General features: G+C 38.3%; 11 protein-coding genes. 2 read left to right on the top strand and 9 right to left on the bottom strand.

Going from position 1 to position 26548, the window contains the following annotated elements; all coding sequences use genetic code 11:
• Positions 1 to 13: 13 nt before the first annotated feature.
• From DNJ75_RS00370 to DNJ75_RS00335, 8 genes are all read right to left on the bottom strand, one after another.
• Positions 14 to 586 (bottom strand): hypothetical protein, encoded by a 573-nt coding sequence (locus DNJ75_RS00370; RefSeq protein WP_157968149.1) that lies wholly within the window; start codon positions 584 to 586, stop codon positions 14 to 16.
• 271 nt (positions 587 to 857) lie between these two features.
• Positions 858 to 2426 (bottom strand): RCC1 domain-containing protein, encoded by a 1569-nt coding sequence (locus DNJ75_RS00365; RefSeq protein ID WP_117001184.1) that lies wholly within the window; start codon positions 2424 to 2426, stop codon positions 858 to 860.
• Positions 2419 to 6597: an RCC1 domain-containing protein gene (locus DNJ75_RS00360; protein WP_157968148.1), complete on the bottom strand. Its 4179-nt coding sequence runs from the start codon at positions 6595 to 6597 to the stop codon at positions 2419 to 2421. The genes DNJ75_RS00365 and DNJ75_RS00360 overlap by 8 nt, the downstream gene beginning before the upstream one ends.
• A gap of 116 nt (positions 6598 to 6713) precedes the next feature.
• Positions 6714 to 11102 carry an RCC1 domain-containing protein gene (locus DNJ75_RS00355; protein WP_117001182.1) on the bottom strand — a complete coding sequence of 1463 codons (4389 nt, stop codon included), beginning with the start codon at positions 11100 to 11102 and terminating at the stop codon, positions 6714 to 6716.
• Positions 11103 to 11238: 136 nt separating this feature from the next.
• On the bottom strand, positions 11239 to 14208 hold the full coding sequence (locus DNJ75_RS00350) for a COG1361 family protein (RefSeq protein WP_117001181.1): 2970 nt from the start codon (positions 14206 to 14208) through the stop codon (positions 11239 to 11241).
• A gap of 229 nt (positions 14209 to 14437) precedes the next feature.
• Entirely contained in the window at positions 14438 to 15373 is a 936-nt protein-coding gene (locus tag DNJ75_RS00345; RefSeq protein WP_117001180.1) for a lipase family protein, read from the bottom strand.
• Positions 15374 to 15507: 134 nt separating this feature from the next.
• A complete protein-coding gene (locus tag DNJ75_RS00340) occupies positions 15508 to 19017 on the bottom strand; it encodes a glycosyl hydrolase family 18 protein (protein ID WP_157968147.1) in 3510 nt (1169 codons plus the stop codon).
• An 86-nt stretch (positions 19018 to 19103) separates the two neighbouring features.
• A complete protein-coding gene (locus DNJ75_RS00335) occupies positions 19104 to 23540 on the bottom strand; it encodes an RCC1 domain-containing protein (protein ID WP_117001178.1) in 4437 nt (1478 codons plus the stop codon).
• 289 nt (positions 23541 to 23829) lie between these two features.
• On the opposite strand from DNJ75_RS00335, the gene DNJ75_RS00330 reads away from it, so the two are divergent.
• A complete protein-coding gene (locus tag DNJ75_RS00330; protein ID WP_117001177.1) occupies positions 23830 to 25089 on the top strand; it encodes an HlyC/CorC family transporter in 1260 nt (419 codons plus the stop codon).
• Here DNJ75_RS00330 and DNJ75_RS00325 read toward each other — a convergent pair.
• Entirely contained in the window at positions 25086 to 25532 is a 447-nt protein-coding gene (locus tag DNJ75_RS00325) for a PACE efflux transporter (RefSeq protein WP_117001377.1), read from the bottom strand. The genes DNJ75_RS00330 and DNJ75_RS00325 overlap by 4 nt on opposite strands.
• Positions 25533 to 25743: 211 nt before the next feature.
• On the opposite strand from DNJ75_RS00325, the gene DNJ75_RS00320 reads away from it, so the two are divergent.
• The gene (locus tag DNJ75_RS00320) at positions 25744 to 26544 is read left to right on the top strand and encodes an efflux RND transporter periplasmic adaptor subunit (RefSeq protein WP_117001176.1); all 801 of its coding nucleotides are present in this window, start codon (positions 25744 to 25746) and stop codon (positions 26542 to 26544) included.
• Positions 26545 to 26548: the final 4 nt, after the last annotated feature.

Genomic DNA, 26548 nt, shown 5'->3' with positions numbered 1-26548 from the left:
TTAGTAGTTGCTGTTAAAAAGGTGCTGTTGTCCCAATGTTGATATAGGTTTTACCACCATTTGGCATTTTAACTGAAAATGGTATCGCTGTAGTAATATCCGCACCTAATTGATACACGCCGTTCATTGACTGTTTTGACTCATTAACACTCTCGTAAACTATGCCACTGTAGTCGTTATCCATGAAATTTGATATTGCATACCCGTGATATATTTCAAAATCCTTAATATCACCTCTGTAACCATCAACATGCGGACTACCTGTATTTGGGTTAAAAAAAGCAATACTTTTATCTTGCCCCACATCAAATTTTGCACCGCGCCCTTTTTGAAACATAGGAGTAGTGCAATTCATAACCCCAGTTGTACCTGACTTTAGTAGAAAGCGATTATTGTCTAATTTTTCAAAACCATCACCCATCAGACACATATTACCACCTACTTGTGTGACAGTAATATCATTTGATAATGAGTTTTTCACCTCTGCAGCAGTAGGAATATCAACTCTTGCAAAAGCACTTGAATAACTTGCTGCTGCTACTGCTAATACGATGCTAGAGACGATAATTTTTTTAGTATTTCTCATTTTATTTCCTCTTTGTTTTGTTGTTATGCTTGTTTGTGAAAACATGATCAGTTTAAGCAAAATCAAATTAAATAGCTGTTTCATGGGTGTAATAGCCTGTATCTTTTTTGATACCAAAATATCACCAAATATTCCCATTCAAGTGAATATACTTAACCTGAGTATTTCATCATAATTTTAAAAACTTCAAAAAAAAATGACCTCCAGTAAAGCTGAAAGTCATTTAAATTAAATAAACAAGATCAGGGTCAGAAGAATTTCTTGCTTTAGCTTAACGTGGGTAATGGATCTCAATAGGTGTCGTTACATCCTGTGAAGTACCCCCGACTTGACCATAAAGATTAGACCCTGTGCAAAATATGCGATTAACCTCACGGTTTGTATTTGACTCACCTAAAACACAGGTGTGATGCTCTCCAAGTGTCAGCTGATGAATCTCGCGAAGCTTATCAGAAAAATCCATCACAATTTCAGGTCTTAATCTATTTGTACCCATGTTGCTAACACCCATCTGCCCAAAGCCTGCAGATCCCCAGCAAGCAACCTTATTAAAGTTAGCACCACCATTCTGACTCACGATAACACAGCTATACTCACTACCTGTTTGAATTGAATCTGGCTTGAGAATCATACTATCTAGATATGCATTAACCGCCTTTACCTCATAGACCTTATAACCAGACTGTCCATTACCAAGCTGACCAAAAATATTAATTCCCCAACAAAAGACGTTACTATATTCTCCCATCAGTGTAGCACAGCTGTGTGCATAGCCAGACGAAAGATTAGATACTGGACTTAGCTTTTTTTTATCTGCACCTTTGAAGTAAACATGACCAACCAACTCTGCATGAAATGCACTAATATATCCCATACCTAACTGTCCAACCTCGTTCCCTCCCCAACAACGCACTGGAAAATTATCTCCTTTTTGAATAGCGCAAACATGGTCATAACCACCCACATCAATGTCCCAAAATGAATATTGCGATGCCACAGGTACGCTGTCTCCATAAGAAAGACCATTTGGAGATGCAAAAGAACGCCCTAACTTCTCTTTATCATTTTTGCCCCAGCAATAGGCATTAGATTTTTCAGAGGGCACATTATGGTCTCTCAAAAGACAGCTCACACCATTACCTAATGAAAGATCAATAATCTCTCTACTATCTTCAGTAGATTTACCTGTAACATAGAAACCATAAGATGAATAGACTACTCCAGGATTCCCAATTGTCTCCAAATGTTTATTATCACCCCAACAGTAGACATCTCCCTCAAGCGTAATACCACATGAGTGATAGCGCCCAGCTTCTACACGTTTAAATTTTCCAATATAGAAATCTGGGTAATTTCGGGAAATAGTAACAGGTTGTAAAGGACGATTACTATCAACCGTCGTCCTGTTACCTAGTTGACCTACATTATTTCGTCCCCAACAGTAAGTATAACCTGCCTTTGTTGTTGCACAGGTATGATATCCTCCAGCAGATACAGATGCCCAAGTATCACTAAGAATATTAATCGAAAATTGAGGGTTTTTAATATTAGGTTTCATCTTCGCAGAACCTACCTCTGTTATATTAACATCAAGGGTAGTAAACCCTGATTTAAGTGCTGTTACTTCAAGCCAGATATAGCATGGTTTCGTTGGAGTAGATTTACTAATCGTGCATTTAGGTGGTGATTGTGAACTCATTGATTGCGCATTTTGAAACGATGCTTCATACACAAGATCTTCACCTTTGGTGTAATCAAGCCAGTTACTTGGCGGAGTGATTTTGAGCCTAATACTTTGATTTAAATAAACTTTAGATAAATAAATATCCTGATTATGCATTAACCGCCTTTACCTCATAGACCTTATAACCAGACTGTCCATTACCAAGCTGACCAAAAATATTAATTCCCCAACAAAAGACGTTACTATATTCTCCCATCAGTGTAGCACAGCTGTGTGCATAGCCAGACGAAAGATTAGATACTGGACTTAGCTTTTTTTTATCTGCACCTTTGAAGTAAACATGACCAACCAACTCTGCATGAAATGCACTAATATATCCCATACCTAACTGTCCAACCTCGTTCCCTCCCCAACAACGCACTGGAAAATTATCTCCTTTTTGAATAGCGCAAACATGGTCATAACCACCCACATCAATGTCCCAAAATGAATATTGCGATGCCACAGGTACGCTGTCTCCATAAGAAAGACCATTTGGAGATGCAAAAGAACGCCCTAACTGCCCTTTATCATTTTTGCCCCAGCAATAGGCATTAGATTTTTCAGAGGGCACATTATGGTCTCTCAAAAGACAGCTCACACCATTACCTAATGAAAGATCAATAATCTCTCTACTATCTTCAGTAGATTTACCTGTAACATAGAAACCATAAGATGAATAGACTACTCCAGGATTCCCAATTGTCTCCAAATGTTTATTATCACCCCAACAGTAGACATCTCCCTCAAGCGTAATACCACATGAGTGATAGCGCCCAGCTTCTACACGTTTAAATTTTCCAATATAGAAATCTGGGTAATTTCGGGAAATAGTAACAGGTTGTAAAGGACGATTACTATCAACCGTCGTCCTGTTACCTAGTTGACCTACATTATTTCGTCCCCAACAGTAAGTATAACCTGCCTTTGTTGTTGCACAGGTATGATATCCTCCAGCAGATACAGATGCCCAAGTATCACTAAGAATATTAATCGAAAATTGAGGGTTTTTAATATTAGGTTTCATCTTCGCAGAACCTACCTCTGTTATATTAACATCAAGGGTAGTAAACCCTGATTTAAGTGCTGTTACTTCAAGCCAGATATAGCATGGTTTCGTTGGAGTAGATTTACTAATCGTGCATTTAGGTGGTGATTGTGAACTCATTGATTGCGCATTTTGAAACGATGCTTCATACACAAGATCTTCACCTTTGGTGTAATCAAGCCAGTTACTTGGCGGAGTGATTTTGAGCCTAATACTTTGATTTAAATAAACTTTAGATAAATAAATATCCTGATATTGACCAACAACATTGATCTGGGTATTGCCTTTCTTAATAATCGACAACCTACCTGCCTTAATCTCATCACCCGCTAAATTACTATTGCCCTCATTAAGTAGCAGATCATAATCACCTGCTGGCGTTGTTTGGCTAACACTGAGTTGTAAATAACAAGACTCGCCAAAGGCAACGCTTGCCCCTAGCGTGCAACTATTTTTGCCCTCAGCAGCTGGCAAAATCTCAAGACCTTCTAAACTACCTGAAAGATAATAATCACTGATATCCATTGATGGAACCCATTGTACATCCGGTTCATTATTGACTAATTCAATATCATAAAAAGCCAAGCTAGATGTTTCTGGTATCTCTAGCGGTTGATCAGCAATAACATAATTTACCTGATAAACATAATTCGTTTTAAAGCTAATATCTAACAGCGTACTAGGTAAATTACCATCAGCTTCTGTTAATATGATCTCAGCATGATTACCACTTGATTCTACAGCGCTTGCGCTGGCTTCAAAAATAGCAGCACATGATTGCCCCGCAGCTAATTGCCCTATTTCACTACAGTTTGCTAAGTCATCGATACTTCCAGTCATTACTCGGGTTATGCCATTAGGTAAACTCTCATTAAAACTGATCATGTAATTATATATCGTTGGATTGGTGACTTTAACGTACTGACTCACTGGTTTAGTATAAATCAATTGATAGTCCATTTCTTGTGATAATGGGGTTTGCGGCATATCTATGTATGGCATGATATCAACACGAAACTCAGGATAATACTTGCTAAGAGAATTACTGGTATGAATATCAAGCACACTCCCCAAAGTATCGCCATTAACATGATTACTAAAGATCTCATCAGCATGATCTTTTACAGCTTGATGCAGATCCTCTGTCGTTTTGCCCTGTTGCAATGGCACATGTAGCGTATAGCTATCATTCACAGCAATTGAATGTAATTGCCTGACAACTGATAAGTCAAATAACTCGCCAACCCAACTTTGATTAAAGTTTAACTGCACACCAGAGAGTACTCTTGCGGTATTGTTATTGAGCGTAATTTGCAGACTTGTCTGATCGATATCGATATAACTTGATAATGGCTCTAAAAGCGTTAACTCATTTAATTTAGTCAAATCATCATTGGCTGCAGGATCTTTGATTTCAACCAATAATTTGCTTTCTGCCGTTGTATCATCTTGCCAATGAATGCGTAAATCCGGTGCAAAGGTTTTATCTGTGATTACCGCTGCTGGAATATTGATCTTTAGCTGACAAGGCGACAGCGCACTCACTGTACTACCACTCACACAACTATTTGTAATGCTTGCATCTTCTACCGCTTCTGGGATATTAACTAATTCAAATGATTTATAAACCTTCTCAACAGCTGGTGCAATCGTATAGTAAACAGTAAGATCTCGATCTTTGACAATCGCCTCTGGATTAAGCTGATTACTTGGTTGTATGCCATTACTACTGTAATTGGGTAATGACAGCTTAGGCAATGCATCATGATTGGTATCTGATAGCTTTAGAAATAACTGATCATTTTCAACACTGTCATTAGGTTTCACTGTCAAGTAACAAGACTGCCCTTTGGCTAAGGATGCGACAGCTGTACATGATGGTGTTTTTATACCATCACTGACTTCAACTCGATCGGATGCAATCACCTCATCATTGGCATCAACTATTTGATAGCCTTGAAGTTCATTAGATGGCAGCCAATACAGTAGTGAATTATTTTGAATCTCAATTTGGTTTTGATAGTTTGCTAAAAAGGTACTATTTTGTCCAATTTGTAAAGTGACATCATTTGGCATATTAACTTGCAAAATCGTTGGCTCACGATAGGCAATATCCACACCAACAAAGCTTACATCATGACTGTATCCAGCCACTGCTTTTTGAGCAATCTCAGGGGAAACAGTGACTTTAACCAAACAACTTTTATTAAACGCTAATGGCAAAGTGCATGTTGACAAATCAACACTGATATCATCCGTTTGTGGTGCTATAGCGATCGATATATCGTTGATGGTTTTGCCACTGACATTCAACAATGATACAACGGCAGAGTAAACTCCCTCACTTTCGATAAATTTATTCAAGCTCGATGTTGCTAGTTTAAGCTCTTGCAGATAAATCGTTGGCCTTACTTCATAGACCTGAGTGGGAAAAGATGCGCTTTTGTATTGAATTAACGCATTAGGATCACTGACCATTTGCTCTTGCCACAGCTTAAGTGCATCAAGGGCAGCTTGTGAGTCCTCTATTTCAAAGCTTATTTTGACGCTTTGACCACTTGTTATCTCAATTGGCGCTTGAATATTTTTCACATAAGCTTGAATAGTTGCTGGAAAAATAATCTCAGGGTTATTAATCGCGCGAGCTGTGGCATTACTGATGGTTATTTCGCTTTGCATACCCGTACCGATTGGCGAGATATTGGTAATGCTAAACTTATCCATATTAAACTCAGGATCATCTGGTGATTTAAAGGTGAGCTTAATATCAGTTTCGGCCTTTCCGACATTGGTATTGTAAACAATCTTTCCCTCAAATTGATCGGACTCTTTGGAAGTTGACGCACTCCACGTATCACTACATGACTCACCCATTGTCATTTCTTTATTGATGACACAGCTGCTATTATCAACTGTGGTTATAGTTACACTACTATCATCTAAGCTTGTTTTAACGACTTCTTTGCTTAGAATTTTCAAATGTGTACTTTGGTTTGCCGCTTTGACTTGCAAATGATTAACATCTTCAACCATAAATTGCATCTCAAGCATGGCACTACTATCACTCATATAGCTTTCAGATACGCTACTGGCAATGGCAAGTTTCGGCTGAACACCAACCACTGGATCAAGTGTAGGTGAAGGATCTTCGGATCCTCCACCGCCACCACCGCCCCCGCAGGCACTTAAAACCGTTGCTAATGAGATAAGGTATAAACTTTTGTAATTAAATTTTGACATGATATCCTCCTTATGATTTTCTTGAGGCATGATGTTAAATCACTGAAATTGAGCAAAAGTGTGTAAGCTCAGTGATTGATAGGTTTAATCGGTAATTAAAGAAAAGGGATTTTCACTTATTCCGGCATTTTAACGGCTATAGGGATAGATGAATTATTGTTTGTGCCATCGCCTAATTGACCAGAGCCATTCTTCCCCCAACAATAAGCGTTATTATCATCACCCAACGCACAATTATGAGAATATCCAACGGACATAGCCGTAAAGCTTACTCCAGCTGGCACTTTCACTAAAGTCGGTTGATAGTTATTAGTAGTGCTACCATTACCTAATTGACCATAGCCATTCCACCCCCAACAATAAGAGTTATTATCATCACCCAACGCACAAGTATGAGCACCTCCAGAGAGCACAGCCGTAAAGCTTACGCCATTTGGCTTTTTTACCAAGGAGGGTTGAAACTTATCAGTAGTGCTACCATCACCTAATTGACCATAGCTATTCCCCCCCCAACAATAAGCGTTATTATCATCACCCAAGGCACAAGTATGAATGATAGCCGTGAAACTTACGCCATTTGGCTTTTTTACCAAAGTAGGTTGATACTTATCAGCAGTGCTACCAATACCTAATTGACCATAGCGATTATCCCCCCAACAATAGGCGTTATTATTATCACCCAAAGCACAACTATGAATAGCTCCAACGGAGATAGCTGTAAAGCTTACCCCAGTAGGCATTTTTACTAAACTCGGTTGATACTTACTAGTAGTACTACCATCACCTAATTGACCAGAGCTATTATAACCCCAACAATAGGTATTATTATCATCACCTAAAGCACAAGCATGACTACCTCCAAGTGATACAGCCGTAAAGCTTACCCCAGTAGGCATTTTCACTAAAGTCGGCTCATACTTATTGGTAAAGCTACCATCACCTAATTGACCAAAGTCATTCAGCCCCCAACAATAGGTATTATTGTCACTCCCTAATGCACAAGAATTAGACCATTTAGGTCCTATAGCAGTAAACACTACGCCATCTGGCATTTTTACTAGAGTTGGCTGATATTTGTCTTGCACCGGAGTACCATCTCCAATAAAACCATTACTATCACTCCCCCAACAATAAGCTTGACCAATGGAATTAAGTGCACAAGTTCCAGACGCCCCAGCAGAAATCTGCTGGAATTGCTCATTAGTCACCTGCAAAGCTTTAATGACAACTGCTTCTGACAAAGGTAGCGTTGTAGCTGTATTTGGCACTATAGTTAACTCATATTCCCCAACCACCATATCCTCTGCAATGTGTACCTCAACCCTGCACGCTGCTTCTGGCTGAGATCTTAATAAAGTACACTGATCACCCTTAGGAAAAGTCATACCACTATTATTTGCTGTGACTGTATAACCTTGATCAACCATTACCTGATCCTGCCAACCTTGAGGAGGTCTAATGACGACGTCAACACTACTGCTTGGCATTACCTTGCTAATTACTTGAGCGCCTTTCTCTACACTGACACTTGCCACACCATGATCAACAATTGCAACATAAGAGATATCAACACTATCTACAGCGAGATTGCTCTGCCCCATTTTTAACGTTAAATCATAATCATCCCTTGCTAATGCCATCTCATTAACGGATAAACCAATATAGCAGTATTCATTACTTGCAACTGGCGCACCATCAAGACAACTTGGTGTTTGCGCTGGTGTGGTTATGGTTAAACCTGCGGCTCCATCTCTATGCGAGATGACATAGTCTGCTAGATCTGTTGACGGTAGCCAATGAATATAGATTTCATCGTTATATATCTGTAAATCATAGTGTTTATCGCCTGCATAAGGAATTTCAATCGCTTGCTCACTTGGCTCGTAGCTCACAAAATAAACATAATTAATTTGTGGCTTAATATGCAATTTTGTTTGTGTTGTTATTGGCGAGTTTACCGGTGTCATAATAACATCTAGATAATTACCTGGTACGTTATAGGCATCAACTTTGGCTTCCACTACTAGCGCACAACTCTCACCTGCTAATAAGGTAGTAAACTCACTACAGTTTGCTAAGCCATTAACCCCGCCACTAGTCACACGTATAATAGTCTCTCCTGGTAAAGATTGATCAAAGCTCATAGTGTATTGATCATTCGTTGGATTATTGATCACAATATGCTTTATACTCGGTTTACCAAACACCATAACCTGATTTAAACTTTGTTCGACTGCTTCGTTCGATGGCGTCACAATGTGCGGGAAGGTGTCAACGGTTAATTCTGGTCGATAGTCATTCACTGAATTGCTTGCTGTAAAACGCACTACTTTTCCACCATCAGCGCCAGCTTGAGTATTATTGGCTAAATCCGACATGTTACTCTCTAACACAGCGACTAAATCATTTGCCGTTTTACCGGATTTTAACGGTAATGTGATGGCGAGGTTTTGTTGATTAGCAAGTGTCATCGGTGTTAATGACGACGTATCGATTAATTCACTCAACCAATTTGGTAAAATCTCCACCTGAAAATTAGATAACACTTTCCCCGTTGTGTTTTTAATGTAAATCATAATATTATCTACATTAATATCAATATAATTAAACGCAGCATCTAACTGATATAAATCTGCTAAACCATTGACATCCTCGCCTGGCTGAGTCGGATCAACCACTTTAATATTAATGTCAGTCGTTGTCTGTGTACTATCTTGCCAATGAATAATAAGCTCTGGATTAAAATGTGGCGTATTAACCTCGTCACCTGAGATATCAAGCTTTAATTGACAAGGTTTATCAGCACTTACTAGCGCACCGCTAACACAACTATTTGGGTAAGCCACATCTTGAGCAACCTTATTAACACCAACCAGTTCAAAACCGACAAACGTCTTATTAACTGGTGGCGCGATTGTAAAATAAAGCGATAGATCTTTATTTTTGACGACCGTATCGGGATTTAAATCCACACTTGGATATACACCACTATCACTGTAATCTGGCAAGGTGATATTGTGTGCTTGATTGGCATTGGTATTTAATAACTTTAAAAATAAGCGTTTGCCAGTTTCATTCGCTAAAGGTTTGACGCTTAAATAGCAGCTTTGCCCCTTAGATAGAGAAGTTACCGTCAAACATGATGGCGCTTTGATACCACCACTTAACTCAAATCGTGATGTCACATCATTACCCTCTTCATCAACAATTCGATAATCCTCAATATGCTTTGAGACAACCCAGTTGATTAAGCGCGTATTTGATAAGGCTATTTGATTATTATAATTGGCAAGCAAAGTGCTTTCTGTTGATAATGCCACCTCAGTTTTGCTATCAATATTAATCTCTAAAGTCGTATGATCACGATAAATCACATCAGGTGTGCTCAGCGTAATATTAAAATGCTGTTGTGTTACATCGCCTTTGGCAATATCAGGATCAATGATCACTTTCAGTAAACAGCTATTATTTGCAGATAATGGAAAACGACAACTACTTGTATCGATTGTTATTGCATTTTCCTCCTGCATCATCGTTGTATTAATGCCTGCAATATCCTGACCACTGACATTTAATACAGAAACAGTTGCCTCAAGTTTACCGTTAACCTCAGTAAACTTGCTTAGCGTATTAACCGCTAAAGATAAAGAACCTAGATAGATAACAGGCTGCAACTGATAAGCTTGTACTGGAAAACGCGCACTTCTATACTCAATACTTGAGCCCGCTTTATGAGCACTCATATCATTTTGCCATTGTTTTAATGCATCAAGGGCAGCTTGTGAATCTTCCATTTCAAAGCTTATTTTGGCACTTTGACCACTTTTTATCTCCGTCGGTGCTTGAATATTTTTAATGTAGCTGTCAATGACGGTTGGAAAGATAATCTCAGGATTATTAATCGCACGAGCGGTGGCATTACTGATTGTCACATTGCTTTGCATGCCCGTACCTATGGGTGAAATATCGGTAATATTAAATTTATCGAGATTAAACTCAGGATCATCTGGTGATTTAAAGGTGAGCTTAATCTCTGCCTCTGCCTTTCCCACATTCGTGTTATAAATAATTTTACCTTCAAACTGATCAGATTCTTCAGAGGTTGACGCATTCCACGTATCGCGACAGGACTCTCCCATTGCCATTTCTTTATTAATCACACAACTGCTGTTATCAACTGCTGTTATAGTTACACTACTATCATCTAAGCTTGTTTTAACCACTTCTTTGCTTAAAATAGTTAAATGCGTATTTTGACTGGCTGCTTTGACTTGCAAATGATTAACATCCTCAACCATAAATTGCATCTCAAGCATAGCACTGCTATCGCTCATATACACCTCAGACATATTACTCGCTACAGCAAGTTTTGGCTGAACACCAACCACTGGATCAGGTGTAGGTGAAGGATCCGAAGATCCTCCACCGCCACCGCCACCCCCGCAGGCACTTAAAACCGTTGCTAATGAGATAAGGTATAAACTTTTGTAATTAAATTTTGACATGGAATCCTCCGTTTGTGGATCTCAAAGTATTTGATGCAAATAATGATCTTTTATGATGTGTAATATGATCTGATTTGAAGATGTCGTAAAATCAATTCTTTTAATAGAAATATTTGAGGATTTTATAATTAATGTTCTAGTCGTGTTGTACGATCGGATAATAATATTGATACCCTAACTCAGATATTTGATAGCCTTCGCTAAAATATGCTGATAGATAGCTTAATTCAGTCCATTGTTTGTCGTCATACTCAAAGATTGAGAATTTATTTGAGCGTGGCGCTTCTTTTTTTACCTTTGTACCGATTAAAACCAACTTGTCATCAATTAGCTTCAATGTTTTTGCACTCGCTGCTGCATCTGGGATTTCAGCCAATTCATGACAATGTAAATCATCACCAAAATGCCCATGCTCATAATCAATATCACACTGAACTATTTCTTTTTTGCTATGTCCAGCATCAACTAAAGCATAGAAAGACATCGCATTGGGAATGGCAAGTACTGAATAAATTTCTTTGTAATGACTTGGCATTAAGTAGGATGCATCAGGATGATTGATAACAGTATCTCCATCTTTCTCCACAGGCTTACTTTGATCGTTAAAGAAATTAATGCTATGTGAATCAGTATCTGGTGCATCAATTACTGCCATATAATCAGCTTGAGCAAAGTAGAGACTATGTTTTAGTATTCCGCTTGATACATATAAATCCGTCTCATCAACAAGATTAGATCCAATTTTTATAAAGCCGCCAGACTCATAAGCGCTATCAAATCTAATTGTATAAGCGTTGCTATGTTGATCCATTAATATTTTTAAATCAATATGGCTATTCATACTGGTTGCAGGTTCAATATAATCTTGATGCCATGTATAGCCTGACGGTGTTGGTTTCCCGATAACTTTTATCCCTTTTTCTAAATAATTATCACTAACGATCACTTGAAGCTCACCTGTTGGACTAAATATGGCTCTAATACCAATATAAACATACTGGTTACTCGGAAAGTCAAGGTTAACCCAAGTCCAACCAATATTTTTAAGCAGTTCAATGGTTCTTCTATCATTAAGTGACTTATCAATGACAACAACAGCCAATGTATTATGATCAGGATCATTCTCAAGCCAATAATATTGTTCTATGGTTCCTGCTGTATGCAAATGTTTTGCTATTTCTTCTTCTTTATGGCTAATCCTATCGCCCATAAACTGATAAAGCCTGTGACTAGAGAGCGTTGCATGTGGGATGTCCGCATAAAGTGCTGTCTTTCTTGTTAGATTAAATCCATAGTCTTGACCAAGTGCATTAATCGTTAGCTGCGCTTGTGCTATATTCACATCAGAGGGACTAAACATATACAAATGACAAGATTCTCCTACCGCAAGATTAAATATCCCATCATTCACCTCACAATAGTTTGGGCAAAGCTCAGCAGTACACCATGTTGCACCGTAGCTTGAAGTACCATTACTACCGTTATATAACTCAACATTTTCAGGCAAATAAGTGCGATCAAGCCCTATATTTTTAATGCCAACTTCGCCATTGTTAACCAGTTTAATATAACCCATATTTGAATGATCATAGTTGTCAAAGGCTTCAACAACAATACTTGCATCAGCATCATTGATATAAAATGACTCATTAACATCAGAAACCAAATTATTGCCTTGATCTATATGCAATAAATATCCATCGGGTGTAATATCTTCAGCAGCGTGTATTTTAACCTGACACGATTGCCCTACTTCAAGCGCTGTATTAAAACAATTTGACTGAGGATCAAGTGTTAAACCCGCTATGTTCTTATTGTCTTGCATAATATTAAAATGTGACATGTCAGGAAGCTCTGCTGTAAACGGACCATCATTGGTAATATTAATCTCAAAAGTCTCGCCTTGCTTAGCATGAACATCTTTCTCAATAGAAACATTCACCGGATTGATATTGATAGTATTTTGAGAACTTAATTTAGCGCCATGCTCTGTTGAGTAATCAAAAATAATGTGAGCAGGTTGCGCATAATCGTTTACCCTTGCATTATCACCTGCTTTTAGCAGCACGCGACAAGACGCATGGGCTGCTAGGGTTTCTTGACAATTATTGTCTTCTATCACAACACTATTATCTGCAATATTTTCAAGTGTAACAGAGTGAATCGTTAAAACCGTATCGGTGTTATTGCTATAAGTTACTGTCTGCATTTCAGGCTGTTGAAAAGCAACATCATTACTATCGACAATCGAAGTAGAAACTTCTAGATCAAGAGCATGTGTATCTTTGGCATTTGCTGCCTCAATCATAATATCAACGGTATCATCTTGATGCATAGTAAGCGCATCTATTGTTTTCTGATCAATCGCTAAATTAAAACTAAAACTAAAGCTATCACCGACATGCAATTCATCTATCTGCGCAGCAGAAATATTTAAAGCAATATCCTTTAACCATTCTGGCAATTGGATATTTAGGGCATTAATTGTTGCTGATGTATTATTTCGCACATCGACTGTAACCATCGAACCCGGTTTAAGATAACGGCTTGTTGTGATTGAGTCAGTTAAATCAATTAAGCGTGCATCATGTTGAGAAACAAACTTTAATGATTTATTAATTTGCAAATCGTCTGCATTATCTGATGTTCTTACGGCTAAGACTAAATGCCTATCTGTTTCTTGATCAATCGCGCCATTTAGCTTAGCTAAAAAAGCAATATGACATTGTTCACCTGCTGGTAACATTTTGCCTTGTCCATTTTCATCAAAACAAGTGTTTTGCGGTAAACTCAGATCATAATTCAACTCAACGCCATCAGTAACTGGCACATCAAAGCCTTGAATTTCTACTGAAGCATTACTACTTCTTTGACCAATAGCCCCAATTTTCACCTGCTCAACGACAGGATTTGTCACGGTATAGGATAGAACTGTTGTTTTACCTGATTGAATAACAGCGGGTGCTTTAATTGCTTCTGCGGCTGTCAATTGCGCTTTAACAGGTGTTGGAATTGGCATATCGCCACTGCTGCTACCGCCACCACCGCCACAGCCTATTAATGCTAATGAAAATAGTAATGAGGTATGCTTTAGATTAAATTTCATAATTTCTCCTAATGTTATTTTGTAGGGGGGTAATATTGATATTTTGCAGATCAAAATATGAACTATATTGATGATTGAGTAAAATTAGATTTCCTAATATCTCTATTTGAATTATTGATACTGAACTTTATGTACTGACGCGATAACCATCTCAACATGAAGTATGCTAAACAAAGACTATTGAAGGGGTGATTGAATCAAAAATTGATGGGTATGGGTATGGGTATAACTATATCTCAGTCATTACCTGATTATAGTAGTTATCGACAGAGTGAATATTGATTGCACTTTGGCTGGTATTTAAAAAACCATTGAACTGACCAAAGTGATGATAACTTACTTTATGATGCATATATTTCGTATAAAGATCTCCTGCTATTGCCGTAGACCATACCACAGGATCTGGAATATTAGCCTCCCATACATAATTCTTAAGTAATGGGGCATATCTCTGAGCAAACGCTTCACTCCCAGGAGCAGGCTCAGCAAAGGTGATTAATTTAATTTTCTCACTAGAAAAGCCCTGTTCAATCAGATATGCAGCCATTAACGTTGCCACTGCCGCTCCCAAGCTATGACCTGTAATCAGTAACTGGGTATCTTTGTTAACGTTATTTTTTAACCAGTTGGCAAAGTTTGTATCTCTTTCAACCACATCAAGCAGATAGCTGTAAAACCCGGCATGCACACCGGTATTTGTTTGCTCAAAATTCACTTGAAATGCCGCAGAATCAACGATTACATTACTAATGGTATCTGTTCCTCTAAAGGCAATAATCGCTTTATTATCCTTTTTTGCAGCAAATACTTGCGTACCTAGAAGCGCTCCTTGCATCCCATTTCCTAAATAGTTAAATTGGTTTTCTAGGCTATATTGGTTAAGTGCATTTTGAAGTGCGGGTGATTTTGTCATTATTTTTGCTTTGTTTAAAATATTTTGTGTTTCATCACTTTCTTTAGCAAAGAAGAACTCATAGCGCCACCCATCTTCTTCAATTCTGGAGATTGATTCCTTGATATACTGATTATCTTCAATCGTTTTACTATGATAAGCAGCTTCTGTCGCTGAAATTGCAAGCTTCTTATCTTCTGTGTTAATACCCGCTGAAGCAGCTCCTGCAAAGATCAGACTTAAGATTGAGGATATTTTAACTGTATTTTTCACGAACTATACTCCTTCTTATTTGAGAGATCATTTTACAAGCAGGCACAGTATAAATAAAAAATAATTTAAGTCAGTTTCAACATCGTAACGTCATGTATTATCATTGTTACAAAGCGTTTTTAGATAAAAATACTCTAACCTGAGAAACTCTGCGATAGTGTATCAATTAAAGAAGGATCTGGATTAGTTGATGGATTTGGCACATCACCTGATGTATCCCAAAACATACCACCTTGTAATCCTTGTTGTTTTATCCATTGACCTTTTATGTTAACCATCGTTGCCGAGTCATAGGTGATAAACATTTTACTTATCGGATTATAATAGTAACTTTCTATCACTTTATCAAAGGGATAAAGGATGCCACTAACACGATATCCAGAGCTTGTTACTTCACCAAAATTACCGACACTTCTAAGCACCTCATTATTATCACGCACCAGAATATAAGTATATTCACTGGCTGTATCTTCAAAGCTTTGACAAACTTCTATCGTCTTTTGCGCTGAGAAAGTACCACCCATGATACAGTTATACCCCAGATTGCCAACTTCCCATTCGCCATTACCTGCGTTACCGGTTTGATAAACGCCTGGGATATGGCTCTGACCTTCGGCAACCCCAACCCATTGACGCCCGTAAAGAGGAATACCAGCAACAATCTTATTATTAGGAACACCTACTGCATTTAATGCCGCAACTGAGCTTATTAAATTCCATGCTCCTTTAGTCGTCGTATAATTTGGTGCATCAGAACCTTCAGCAGCTGAGAGTGGCGCTTGATTGCCCGTCGTTTGATCCCAAGTCCCTGCAGCATCATAGGACATAATATTAATTGAATCTAAATAATCCATCATCTTACTGTAGCTATTGACGATAATATTATCGGGTGCTTGATTAATTGCGATACTTAAGTGGTAATGTTTGCCTGTAATATTGGCTAATTCATTGAGTTTTTGACGTGTCACTTTGATGAGCTCAACATAGTTATCTGCTTCCTCATATGCCAAATGCTTATCATAAATGGCTTGCTTTTGCGCGTCACTAATACTAGCCCCGGCAGCTTTAATCTCAGCTTGCGCTGCATTTAAAAAAGCATTTTGTACACCCCATACTGGGAATTCCCAATCTAAATCAAGTCCATCCATATCATATGCTTGAACTAAAGCCGCTGCTGTATTGGCAAAGTTCTCACGTTTTACTGGATCTCTAGCGACTTCTGCAAAATGCGTTGACCAAGTCCACCCCCCTATGGAAAACACGGCAATCAACGTGTTATTGTATTTTTCTTTAGCAAAACCTTTTAATTGTGCTATACGCTCTAAATTACCATAAAAAGGCTTGTCTGATCCTTCCCCTGACCATGTTCCGGGCTTATAGATTCCGTGCTCTGTTACCACTTCAGTCGTAAAGCGCTTTTCAATATCGGCATAACTCTCACCTAAACTGACATTGCCATTGCTATCAAAGTTTAAAAATGCGTAATAAAGCACATCTAAATCTTTTGCATCCAAATCATGGATTTGATTATTTCGATCATAAGTTCCCCATGCCGGATAATACGCACCAACCTTATAAAACACACTATCTGCGGTATAGCTTATGCTCAAATTTTTTGTGCTGTCTTTTTCAATTACCACCTGCTCGGTTTGTGATGCACTATAGTAGCGCTTATTTACTTCATCTAAGTAACCCTCATAGGATAGGTGATATACTCCTTCTGGCAACTCAAACTCTGTCATAAAGTTACTGGTACTTTTACTGATTACAACACGATAAAACGCATCATAAACTGTTACCATCGGCTGTGATGCAGCCTGTGGCAAACCAGTCAGTGAAATATTAACATAACCCAACTCATTAGCAGCTACTTCTGTATAGTCTATCGTCGCAGGTAATGACATACCTTGAGATACCGATATTTGCGGTGTCGAGAGAATATAACTCACACCATTGTATATAATCAACGATTGCAGCGTATACGCACCCTCGCTAAGGGCAATACCTTCAGAAGATCGCAACTGATCTAGCGTAAATGTAAATGTTTGATTATTGGCATCTGTCAATGTCAAATTACCTGTTGCTAAGGAAGGAATTCCACTTAAAGTAAATTTAACACTGACTTCATCAGGTGTTGGCGTAGGTGTTGGCAGCTTACCCAAAAAGGCACGCGTGAAATCATAAGGTGCTTGCTCGACGCCTGAGTAATCAGGGCTTGCATGCTCTCCCAAATCACCTGTTTTATTTTGATTACGATCACCATCCATTGACCAAAATGAAATACCTGCCATTTTCTTTAATTTGACATATTCCTGTAAATCATAAGCATCTTGTGGATAAAACTCACTGTAATCATAATCAACGCCAATCTTTGGCGTGACACGTATCATCTGCCAGATTTCATCATCTGATGCCTCTTGATAAATTGACTTTAATTGCGTAAACCCCTTCTCAGCTGCAGCAATAACACTATCTGATATGGGCTTATCTTGGAGTTTTTGTGCATACCATGCCATTGTCATCATATTCCATTCAAAGACCTCTAGCCCTTTTTCCTTTGCGCGCTGTATGATTTGCATCGCAGAAGGTGGAAAACCATCAATATTTGCAGGTAAGGTAAATGTAAACTTAATATTCGGATTGGCTTGTTTAATTGCAAGCAAAGCATCTATTCGCTTATTATTTGCCTCAGTATCACCTAAAGCACCACCTTCAACGTCAAAATCTATCATAAAAGGATCATAAGTATTAATGGCTTCTTGATAAACAGTAATAAGCTCATTAAGCGTACATTTACTTGCCACGGTACTGCCATTTTCACCGCCAAATGAAATCCCTACATGTCCCCCTTGATTCTTAAGATAATTGACCTCATTAACATAAAGCGCTTTATCTAAAGCAAGCTCAGGAGATCCACCCCATGCTGGAAAACAACTATCTGACCATGCATTTTGCGTAATAAATGCCAATACATAATCATAGTGTTTAGAAACATCGGCAATTTCTTGTAAATTGGATCGTGGTGGCACAGTTGACCATAGCATGTTAAAACTCACATCCTTAAACGGCATTAACGCGATATGCTCACTTTCTTCAGGCTCTGGTTCTGGTTCTGGTTCAACCTTCTGAAATGTAATTGCAATGGTTTTATTATCATTTGGATATAATTCAATCTGATCATGAGATAGCGCATACTCAAGCTTATTCTCGGCAAGCATATATGAAGATATCGTATAACGCCCGCTTTGCATCTCAACACCATTGGCAAGATACATAAGTGGATAGCTAAATTTTTGCCCAGTCTCATTGGTCAACTCAAGCATAACATTGTCTAACACATTAGGCTCAGACGGTGCTTCATGAAGAGTGGCTGTAAGCTGTGCTATCCCTTCTGGAATAAGCTCTGATTCTGGCTCCGGTTGAGGGTTTGGTGTTGGTGTTGGTGTTGGTGTTGGTGTAGGCGTTGGTGTAGGCGTTGGCGTTGGTGTAGGTGTTGGATTTGGTGCAGGATCTGGCGATGTCGAAGGGGTTGGATTCGGCATTGAATCAGAGGATTCACCCCCACCTCCACCGCAACCTATCAAGACCATCGATGATAAAATAGTAATGAGTTTTAATTTTCTTTTATTAACATAACATAGCATACAAAGCCCTCCTTTAAAGCATGTTAATTATCTTTGAAGTGATTTGATAAACAGTAAATGTATGGCGTTTTCTAACTTTAGCGTGTTTAGACTATCGGCAATTTGCCAACAGCAGGAATGAGGCTATTATTAAGCGTACCATTACCAAGCTGACCATTTGTATTTCGACCCCAACAATAGCTATAACCCATACTAAGAACACATGTATGTGAACTTCCGGCAACGATTGAGCTCATAAGTGTGCCTTCTGGAATATCTCCTTGTACAATCGCAATCGGTTTATTTTCATAACTACCCGTTTCAACGCCATTGCCAAGCAAACCATTGCGATTTGCACCCCAACAGTAGACTTTATCATCACTTGCAATGGCACAACTATGAGCGCTACCCAATGCCATTGATTCTATAAACACACCTTCGGGCATTGAGCCACTTTCTACTTTTTTAGGTAAAGCTTCACCTAAAGATGGAGGCACTCCAGTACCCAATTGCCCACTCTCATTATTACCCCAACAATAGGTTTCATTATGATCACTCACGCCACAGGTATGAGAATGCCCCGTGTATATGCTTTTTAAACTCACGCCTTCAAGGTTTACTTTAATTGGTGTATTTGATGTGTTCACTGGCAATTGAGTGCCCAACTCTTTATAGTAATTGCTGCCCCAGCAGTAAGCTTCTTTTGTATCTGTTAATAAACAAGCATGGTTATTTCCAAGAGAAATTGATTCAATCACCGCACCTGGCGTTATATTGCTTTCATTAACTCTTACAGGCACTGTCTTATTTGGATCGGCAATCCCAGCACCTAACACACCATTTTGGTTATTACCCCAACAGTAAACATGCTTATCTGTCGCTAGCGCACAAGAAAATGAAGCACCCGATTGAATTTCAGTAAGTTTGACACCTTGTGGAATCTCGCCATTTGCAAGTGCTTTGGGCGTATTACTCTCTTGAAAGCTACCATTGCCAAGCTCTCCTTTGTAATTAGAGCCCCAACAATACGCATCTCCAAGCTGATTAAGTGCACAAGTATGATAGAATCCCACCGCAATATTCTGCCACTGATTTCCTGCTGCATCTCCTAAAACAACCGATACAGGCTCTAAAGCATACTCATAACTTTCTCCTGATCCTAATTGACCATTGAAATTACGCCCCCAGCAATAAGCATTATCCTTGTCATCGAGTGCACAAACATGATTATTAAAACTAGAAATCGAAGTGTATTTTACTGAAGAAACACCCAAATCTAATTCAGATAAATTAATAGGTAGAATCGTTTGCTGTTCAGGTATTATCTTCAAGAGATAATGACCACTTTTAAGCGCATCACCAATTTGAACAGAAACCTTACACTCAGTACTTTGCGCAGATTGTGAAAGAATACACAGATATCCTTGAGGAAAGTTAATAGCGGGATGGTTTGCTCTGATATTAAATTGCTGATCATCCGCTACAGAAGCGTACCAGTTCTCAGGTGCTGAAATCACCACATCAATGATTTCTCCTGCGCGCACAACATGATTAATGCTATGACCATTTTGCACTAACTGAACACTTGCCTTGCCATACTCAACAATCGATACTTGTCCTACATCCAGCACATCAAGTGCTAAATTACTTTCGCCCATTTTAAGGCTTAGCTGATAATTTGACTGTGTTAAAGCATGCTCATCAACCTCTAAGCCAATATAGCAATAGCCATCCGTAGCTACTGCAGATCCATCCGTACAATTTGGCATTATGGTTGGTGCAGTAATGCTAAGTCCACTAACGCCTTGGTCATGACTGATCATATAATCTGAAGTATTCGTTGATGGAACCCATTGTATGCCTTGTTCATTATTGACTAATTTTAAGTTATATACCTTATGACCTGATAATGGTATTGCAATTGCACTACCTTCGGCTTGATAAGTAATATCATAAACATAGTTCACTTCAAAATTCATCTGCAGTGTTGTTGTGCTTGTCACATCACCTTCAGCGGGTGTCATGATCAAATCAAGATGATCACCTTCAATAACATTTGCATTTGGTGATGCTATCAATGCTACTGCACACTTTTCCCCTGCTAATAAACTTGGAAATTCACTGCAATTTGTTAACCCATTGATTGCACCTGACATTACGCGGGTAATACCACTGGGTAAACTTTCTGAGAAATTTATATCATAACGATAATTGGTTGGATTTTTTACCTCGATATACTGTTGATTAGGCTTGCCAAACACCATCGTATAAGCGAGCGTTTGCTCCTTATGCCCATGATTAAGATTTTCCGTATCAAAATAGGGAATGGTATCCACTTTAATCTTTGGAAAATAGTCATCTAATGCATTACTGCTTGTAACACGTATTACCTGACCACCCGTTTCATCTTGATGATCATTATGTGTAATCTCATCCAGATGTGCTCTTAACGCAGCACTTAAATCATTTGCTGATTTATCCGATTTAAGGGGAATATTAACGATAAGCTCTTGGTCTGGACTAAGTGTGATCATCTGCAACTGGCTTAAATCAACTAAATCATTAAGCCATTGCGGTAGCATCTGTATGTTTAAAGCTGATAATACTTTACCCGTTGTATTTTTAATAAATACCTGTATGCCATCTTGGTTAATATCAACATAATTCGTTTGTGACTGTAAAAGGTTAATATCAGACAACCCGCTTACATCCTCGCCTGGTTGCGTAGGATCAACCACATCAATATTAAGCTCCGCAGTTGATTGCGTGCCATCTTGCCAGAGTATGATTAATTGCGGTTTAAAATTCTCGCCATCAATTTCATCTCCAGCAATATCAATTTTAAGCTGACAAGGATTATTACTGCTGACGATATCGCCTTGTTTACAACTGTTGGGATAACTCATATCTTGTGTAGCAGTTGATAGACCAACGACTTCAAAACCCTTAAATGTTTTGGATGATGGTGGTGCTATCGTAAAATACATTGATAAATCACGTCCTTTAATTACTGTTGCAGGCGTTAATGCATTATTACCACTAATGCCGTTAGCGCTATAACTCGGCAACAAAAGTGCTGTGTTTTGTACATTAGAATGATCCAAATGCAACTTAAGTTGTTTCCCTGTTTGATCAGTATTTGGCAGTACAGTAATATAACATCCTGTATTTTTAGCTATTGTATGAGCAGTTAAACAATCAGGTGACTTAACGCCATTGCCTATAACAAATTCTGAGGTGATATCATTCAGCATTCCATCGATGATTTTATAGTCTTCTACATTAGATGATGGATGCCATTGAATTAAGCTATTATTTTGTAGATATATCTGATTCTCATGATCTGCAACTAAAGTACTTTCAAGACCAATACCAACATTTGCATTCAGATCCAGCAAAAAGCTCATTGAATTTGGTTCTCTATTGCTTTGATCATTCACCCTGAAACTTACATCAAAAACTTGATCGGCAGCATAGGCATTTGAAATGCTTGGATCAATCATAATGGTCACAATACAGCTATTATTTTTTTGTAATGGGAAATAGCATTTTGAGTGATCTAGTGTGATATATTGGCTACCTTTTGTAATATCAGTTATAAGATTTGTCATGCTGTCTTGGCTGACATTAAGTATTGATAAATCCATCGCTAACTTGCCATCTATCTCACGAAAATTCTGAGCATTTGATTTTTGAATGACTAAATCATTCAAATAAATTGTTGGTTGCAATGGATAAACTTGTGTCGAAAAACGTGCACTTGAGTATTTTAAATGTGCATCTTCTTTATTTGCATTAAGATCATCTTGCCACGCTTTTAGTGCCTGTTGCGCTTCTTTACTATCGATGATTTTAAAACGAATAATGGCTGATTGACCACTTTTAATCTCTGTCACAGTCGACATATCAGTGATAAATGGTTTGATCCCTTTAGGAAATTCAATAACGGGATAGTTAATCGGATATTGAGTGCTATTGTTCAAACTAATGCTCGTAGTTTCACCCACTGCTATGGGTGTAATCGAGCTAATCGTAAAGCGATCTTTTTGAAAGACTGGATCAGTTGGTGATTTAAAAACAATTTGCACAGGCGCTTCAATGCTACCAAGATTGGTACCATAGACAACCTTGCCTTGATATTGATCTTCTTGATTGATCGTGCTTACTTTCCACTGATCAATACAGTTCTCAGCAGGCTGCAAAATTTTTTTGGTAAAGCATGACTGATCAGAGCTTATTTCCTCAAAGTGTATTGCATGACTTGAGGAACTAGTGCTCACAAACTCTCTTGAATATATTTCTAACTGCGTCTTATTATCAGCCGCCTGTAACAGCATTTGATTGATACTTCCTACTTCAACAGACATTTCAAGTATCGCTTCTTTATCACTCATATATGGACGCGAGACATCCGTCATAAGCTTGGCATTGGCTGCTATTGTTGGTGTATCAGGTGTCGCTGATGAGCCGCCGCCACCGCCACCACAGGCAGTTAAGCTTAGCGCAGATAAAATATAGAGTAATTTGTATTTCTTGCTGATCATATATATTCCTCGGGGTCGGATTAAATAACTGTTTGGATCAAAATATGAACTTAAATAGCGAGAGCGTAAAATCAGATATTTAAATAGTCATATTATATTTTTGAATTTTTAGATTAAATTAAGTGTTTCTTAGTAGAAATTAACATCAGAATCTTATGATGACCAATCTCAGAATCAATCTCATCGCGAGCGCCCATTTTTGCTAATAAAAAACAATAAAAATAATGCGCTGCCCACAGCTGATTGCTATGATAACCGGGTGATAAATTTAATATATAACCAATAACTCATGGATCTTAGCTTTACACTTCTTCTTTTGGTCATTTTAATTTTATGCTCTGCTTTTTTTTCAGGGTCTGAAACTGCAATGATGTCGTTAAATAAATATAAATTGCGGCACATGGCAAAACGCAAGAACAAAGCAGCCAAACGTAGTTTAAATCTTATTAAACGTCCTGATCGCCTATTAGGCATGATTCTTGTCGGCAATACCTTTGCCAACATCATTGCCTCAGCGATTCTAACCAGTTATGCCGAACAGCATTTTGGGCATATTGGTATGATTGTTGCAACGATTGTATTAACCATCATTATTCTTCTATTTGCTGAGATTATTCCAAAAACACTAGCGGCACTTTTCCCGCAACAGTTGGCTTTCCCTGCTTCTTTTCTACTACTCATCTTGCTCGTTTTATTTTACCCACTTGTGTGGTTATTAAATGGTTTTGCCAATCTGTTATTTCGTTTAGTGGGACTTAAAATAAAACATAAAGAAACGGCTGAGCCATTAAGCAGTGACGAGATTCACTCGGTTGTTCACGACTCCAAAAGTAAATTGGGACCCCGAAACAAAAATATGCTTTTAGGTGTATTAGAGCTTGATCAAATCAAAGTCTCTGATGTGATGATCCCACATCATAAAATCGAATATATTAACTTAAGTCTTGATATTGTTGAAGTCATTCACCAAATCGTTCATGCAAAGCACTCTATCTTGATCGCGTGCTATGAAAACATTGAAAATATTGCCGGTATTATTCTCACACGCGAGGCATTAAAGTTTATTGCCACGGATGACACGCCCACCTATGAAGATGTTTTAGCGCTACTTAAAGAGCCTTACTATATTCCTGATCATATCTCTATTAAGCGCCAATTGATTAATTTCCAACAAAAAGGCATGCGCTTTGCTACCGTGGTGAATGAGTATGGTGAGATTGAAGGCATTATTACCGTTGAAGACATTATTGAAGAAATCGTTGGTGAATTTGCCGATACGTACAATCTTGAAACACACATTAAAACAGGTAAAGATAATACTTATAGCACCACCGGAGATACCACCATCCGTGAAATTAATCGACATTTGCACTTACATTTACCGACTCAAGGTGCTAAAACCATCTCTGGCTTTATTATCGATGAACTGCGTGAAATCCCAATTGGCAACTGTTGCCTTAAAATCAATGGCTTTATTATCGAGGTGAAGAAAGTTGAAAATAATATGATAAAGCTTGTTAAGATCCATGAGATTAACTCAGTTTCTTAGGCGATTGCTCTACGTGATAACTGCAGATATAGACAGTCAAATAGCCAGTTGTATACAAAGGCATAGATCAAGAAAAATACGACAAAACCGATATCAACAATAAACGCCTGCCATAACGTCATATTAAGCCAGTAAGCAACGAGTGGAATCGTTACCACTAAAAGTCCCAACTCAAACAATAATGCATGTATTGCGCGCGTGATGGCACTGCGCTTAAAACGATCTTTGCCAAGCTTTGCCTCATAATGATCAAACATCCAGTTGTAGATGAAATTCCACAGCATCGCCATCAATGAGATAAGTACACCCAATGCACCGACTTCAACAATGCTTTTATTTAACACCAGTGCCGCTACAGGGGCGAAAATAATAATCGCAAATAACTCAAAACCAATCATATGAATGATCCGTGTCGTCAAACTAAATCCATTATTCTGTTGCATAACAAGCTCTCTTTGCTTTTTGTTGTCGCTTAAATTGGTCATTAGTTTAGTTAAATACCAGCCATTTTAAAACACGCACTAAATACGCACTTTGCCATATTGTTATCGTCAAACTCGCACATAAGAAAAAGTTATTATCCATTGTTATCACGACATCTTATTACTACGCTCAACATAGACAAAAACAGACATCACTATACAGGGAACCGTTATGTACAGACCTATTATTTTCTATACCAGCTTGCTGATGACTAGCTTGCTATATGCAGCTGAGCCTATGCCAACAAGCATTAGCTATGACAAATCTAATAGCACATATGCCTCATTGTTTCCCATACAAAAAGCTTCATTATCAAGTCCCATGACTGGTGTTATTCAGAAAATCAACTTTCGCCCAGGAGATCAATTCAAACAAGGTGATGTGCTTGTGCAATTTGATTGTGAAGAGGTTGATTTAAAAAGCAAACGTGCTCAAGCCGAGATTGATGCTGCTAGTGCACAACTAGATAGTACAACTGAGCTTATGCGCTTAAACTCGGCAAGCAAAATTGAGCTTGCTAAAGCAAAAAGCCAGTTTGAAATTGCCAAGGCAGATCTCGATATCATGAAATTCCAACAAAAGCAATGTCAGGTGTTAGCGCCCTATCATGGCGAAGTCGTCCATCAATCTGCTGAGGAAAATGAAACCGTCAAAACGGATGACCCCTTAATTGATATCATCGATAATCGTGAGCTTGAGATTAAGATGTATATTCCCTCAATCTGGCTGCAACATATCAAGGCACAAACACCTTTTACTTTACAGTTAGATGAGCTACCAACAGAACGCTTTCAGGCAGTAGTAACAAAGGTTGTTGGGCAAATTGATCCAGCAAGCCAATCTATTTTAATCTACGGCAAACTAGCATCTTCAGACACAACCGATAAACTCACACCGCAAATGCTGTTCTCAGGGATGAGTGGTATTGCCTATTTTGATCTAGACACACAAGCAACGGTTAACAAGGAGTAGGTAG

Origin of the sequence: Cysteiniphilum litorale, assembly GCF_003428165.1 — a bacterium.
GTDB lineage: Bacteria > Pseudomonadota > Gammaproteobacteria > Francisellales > Francisellaceae > Caedibacter > Caedibacter litoralis.
This window is presented reverse-complemented; position numbering and strand designations above follow the sequence as displayed.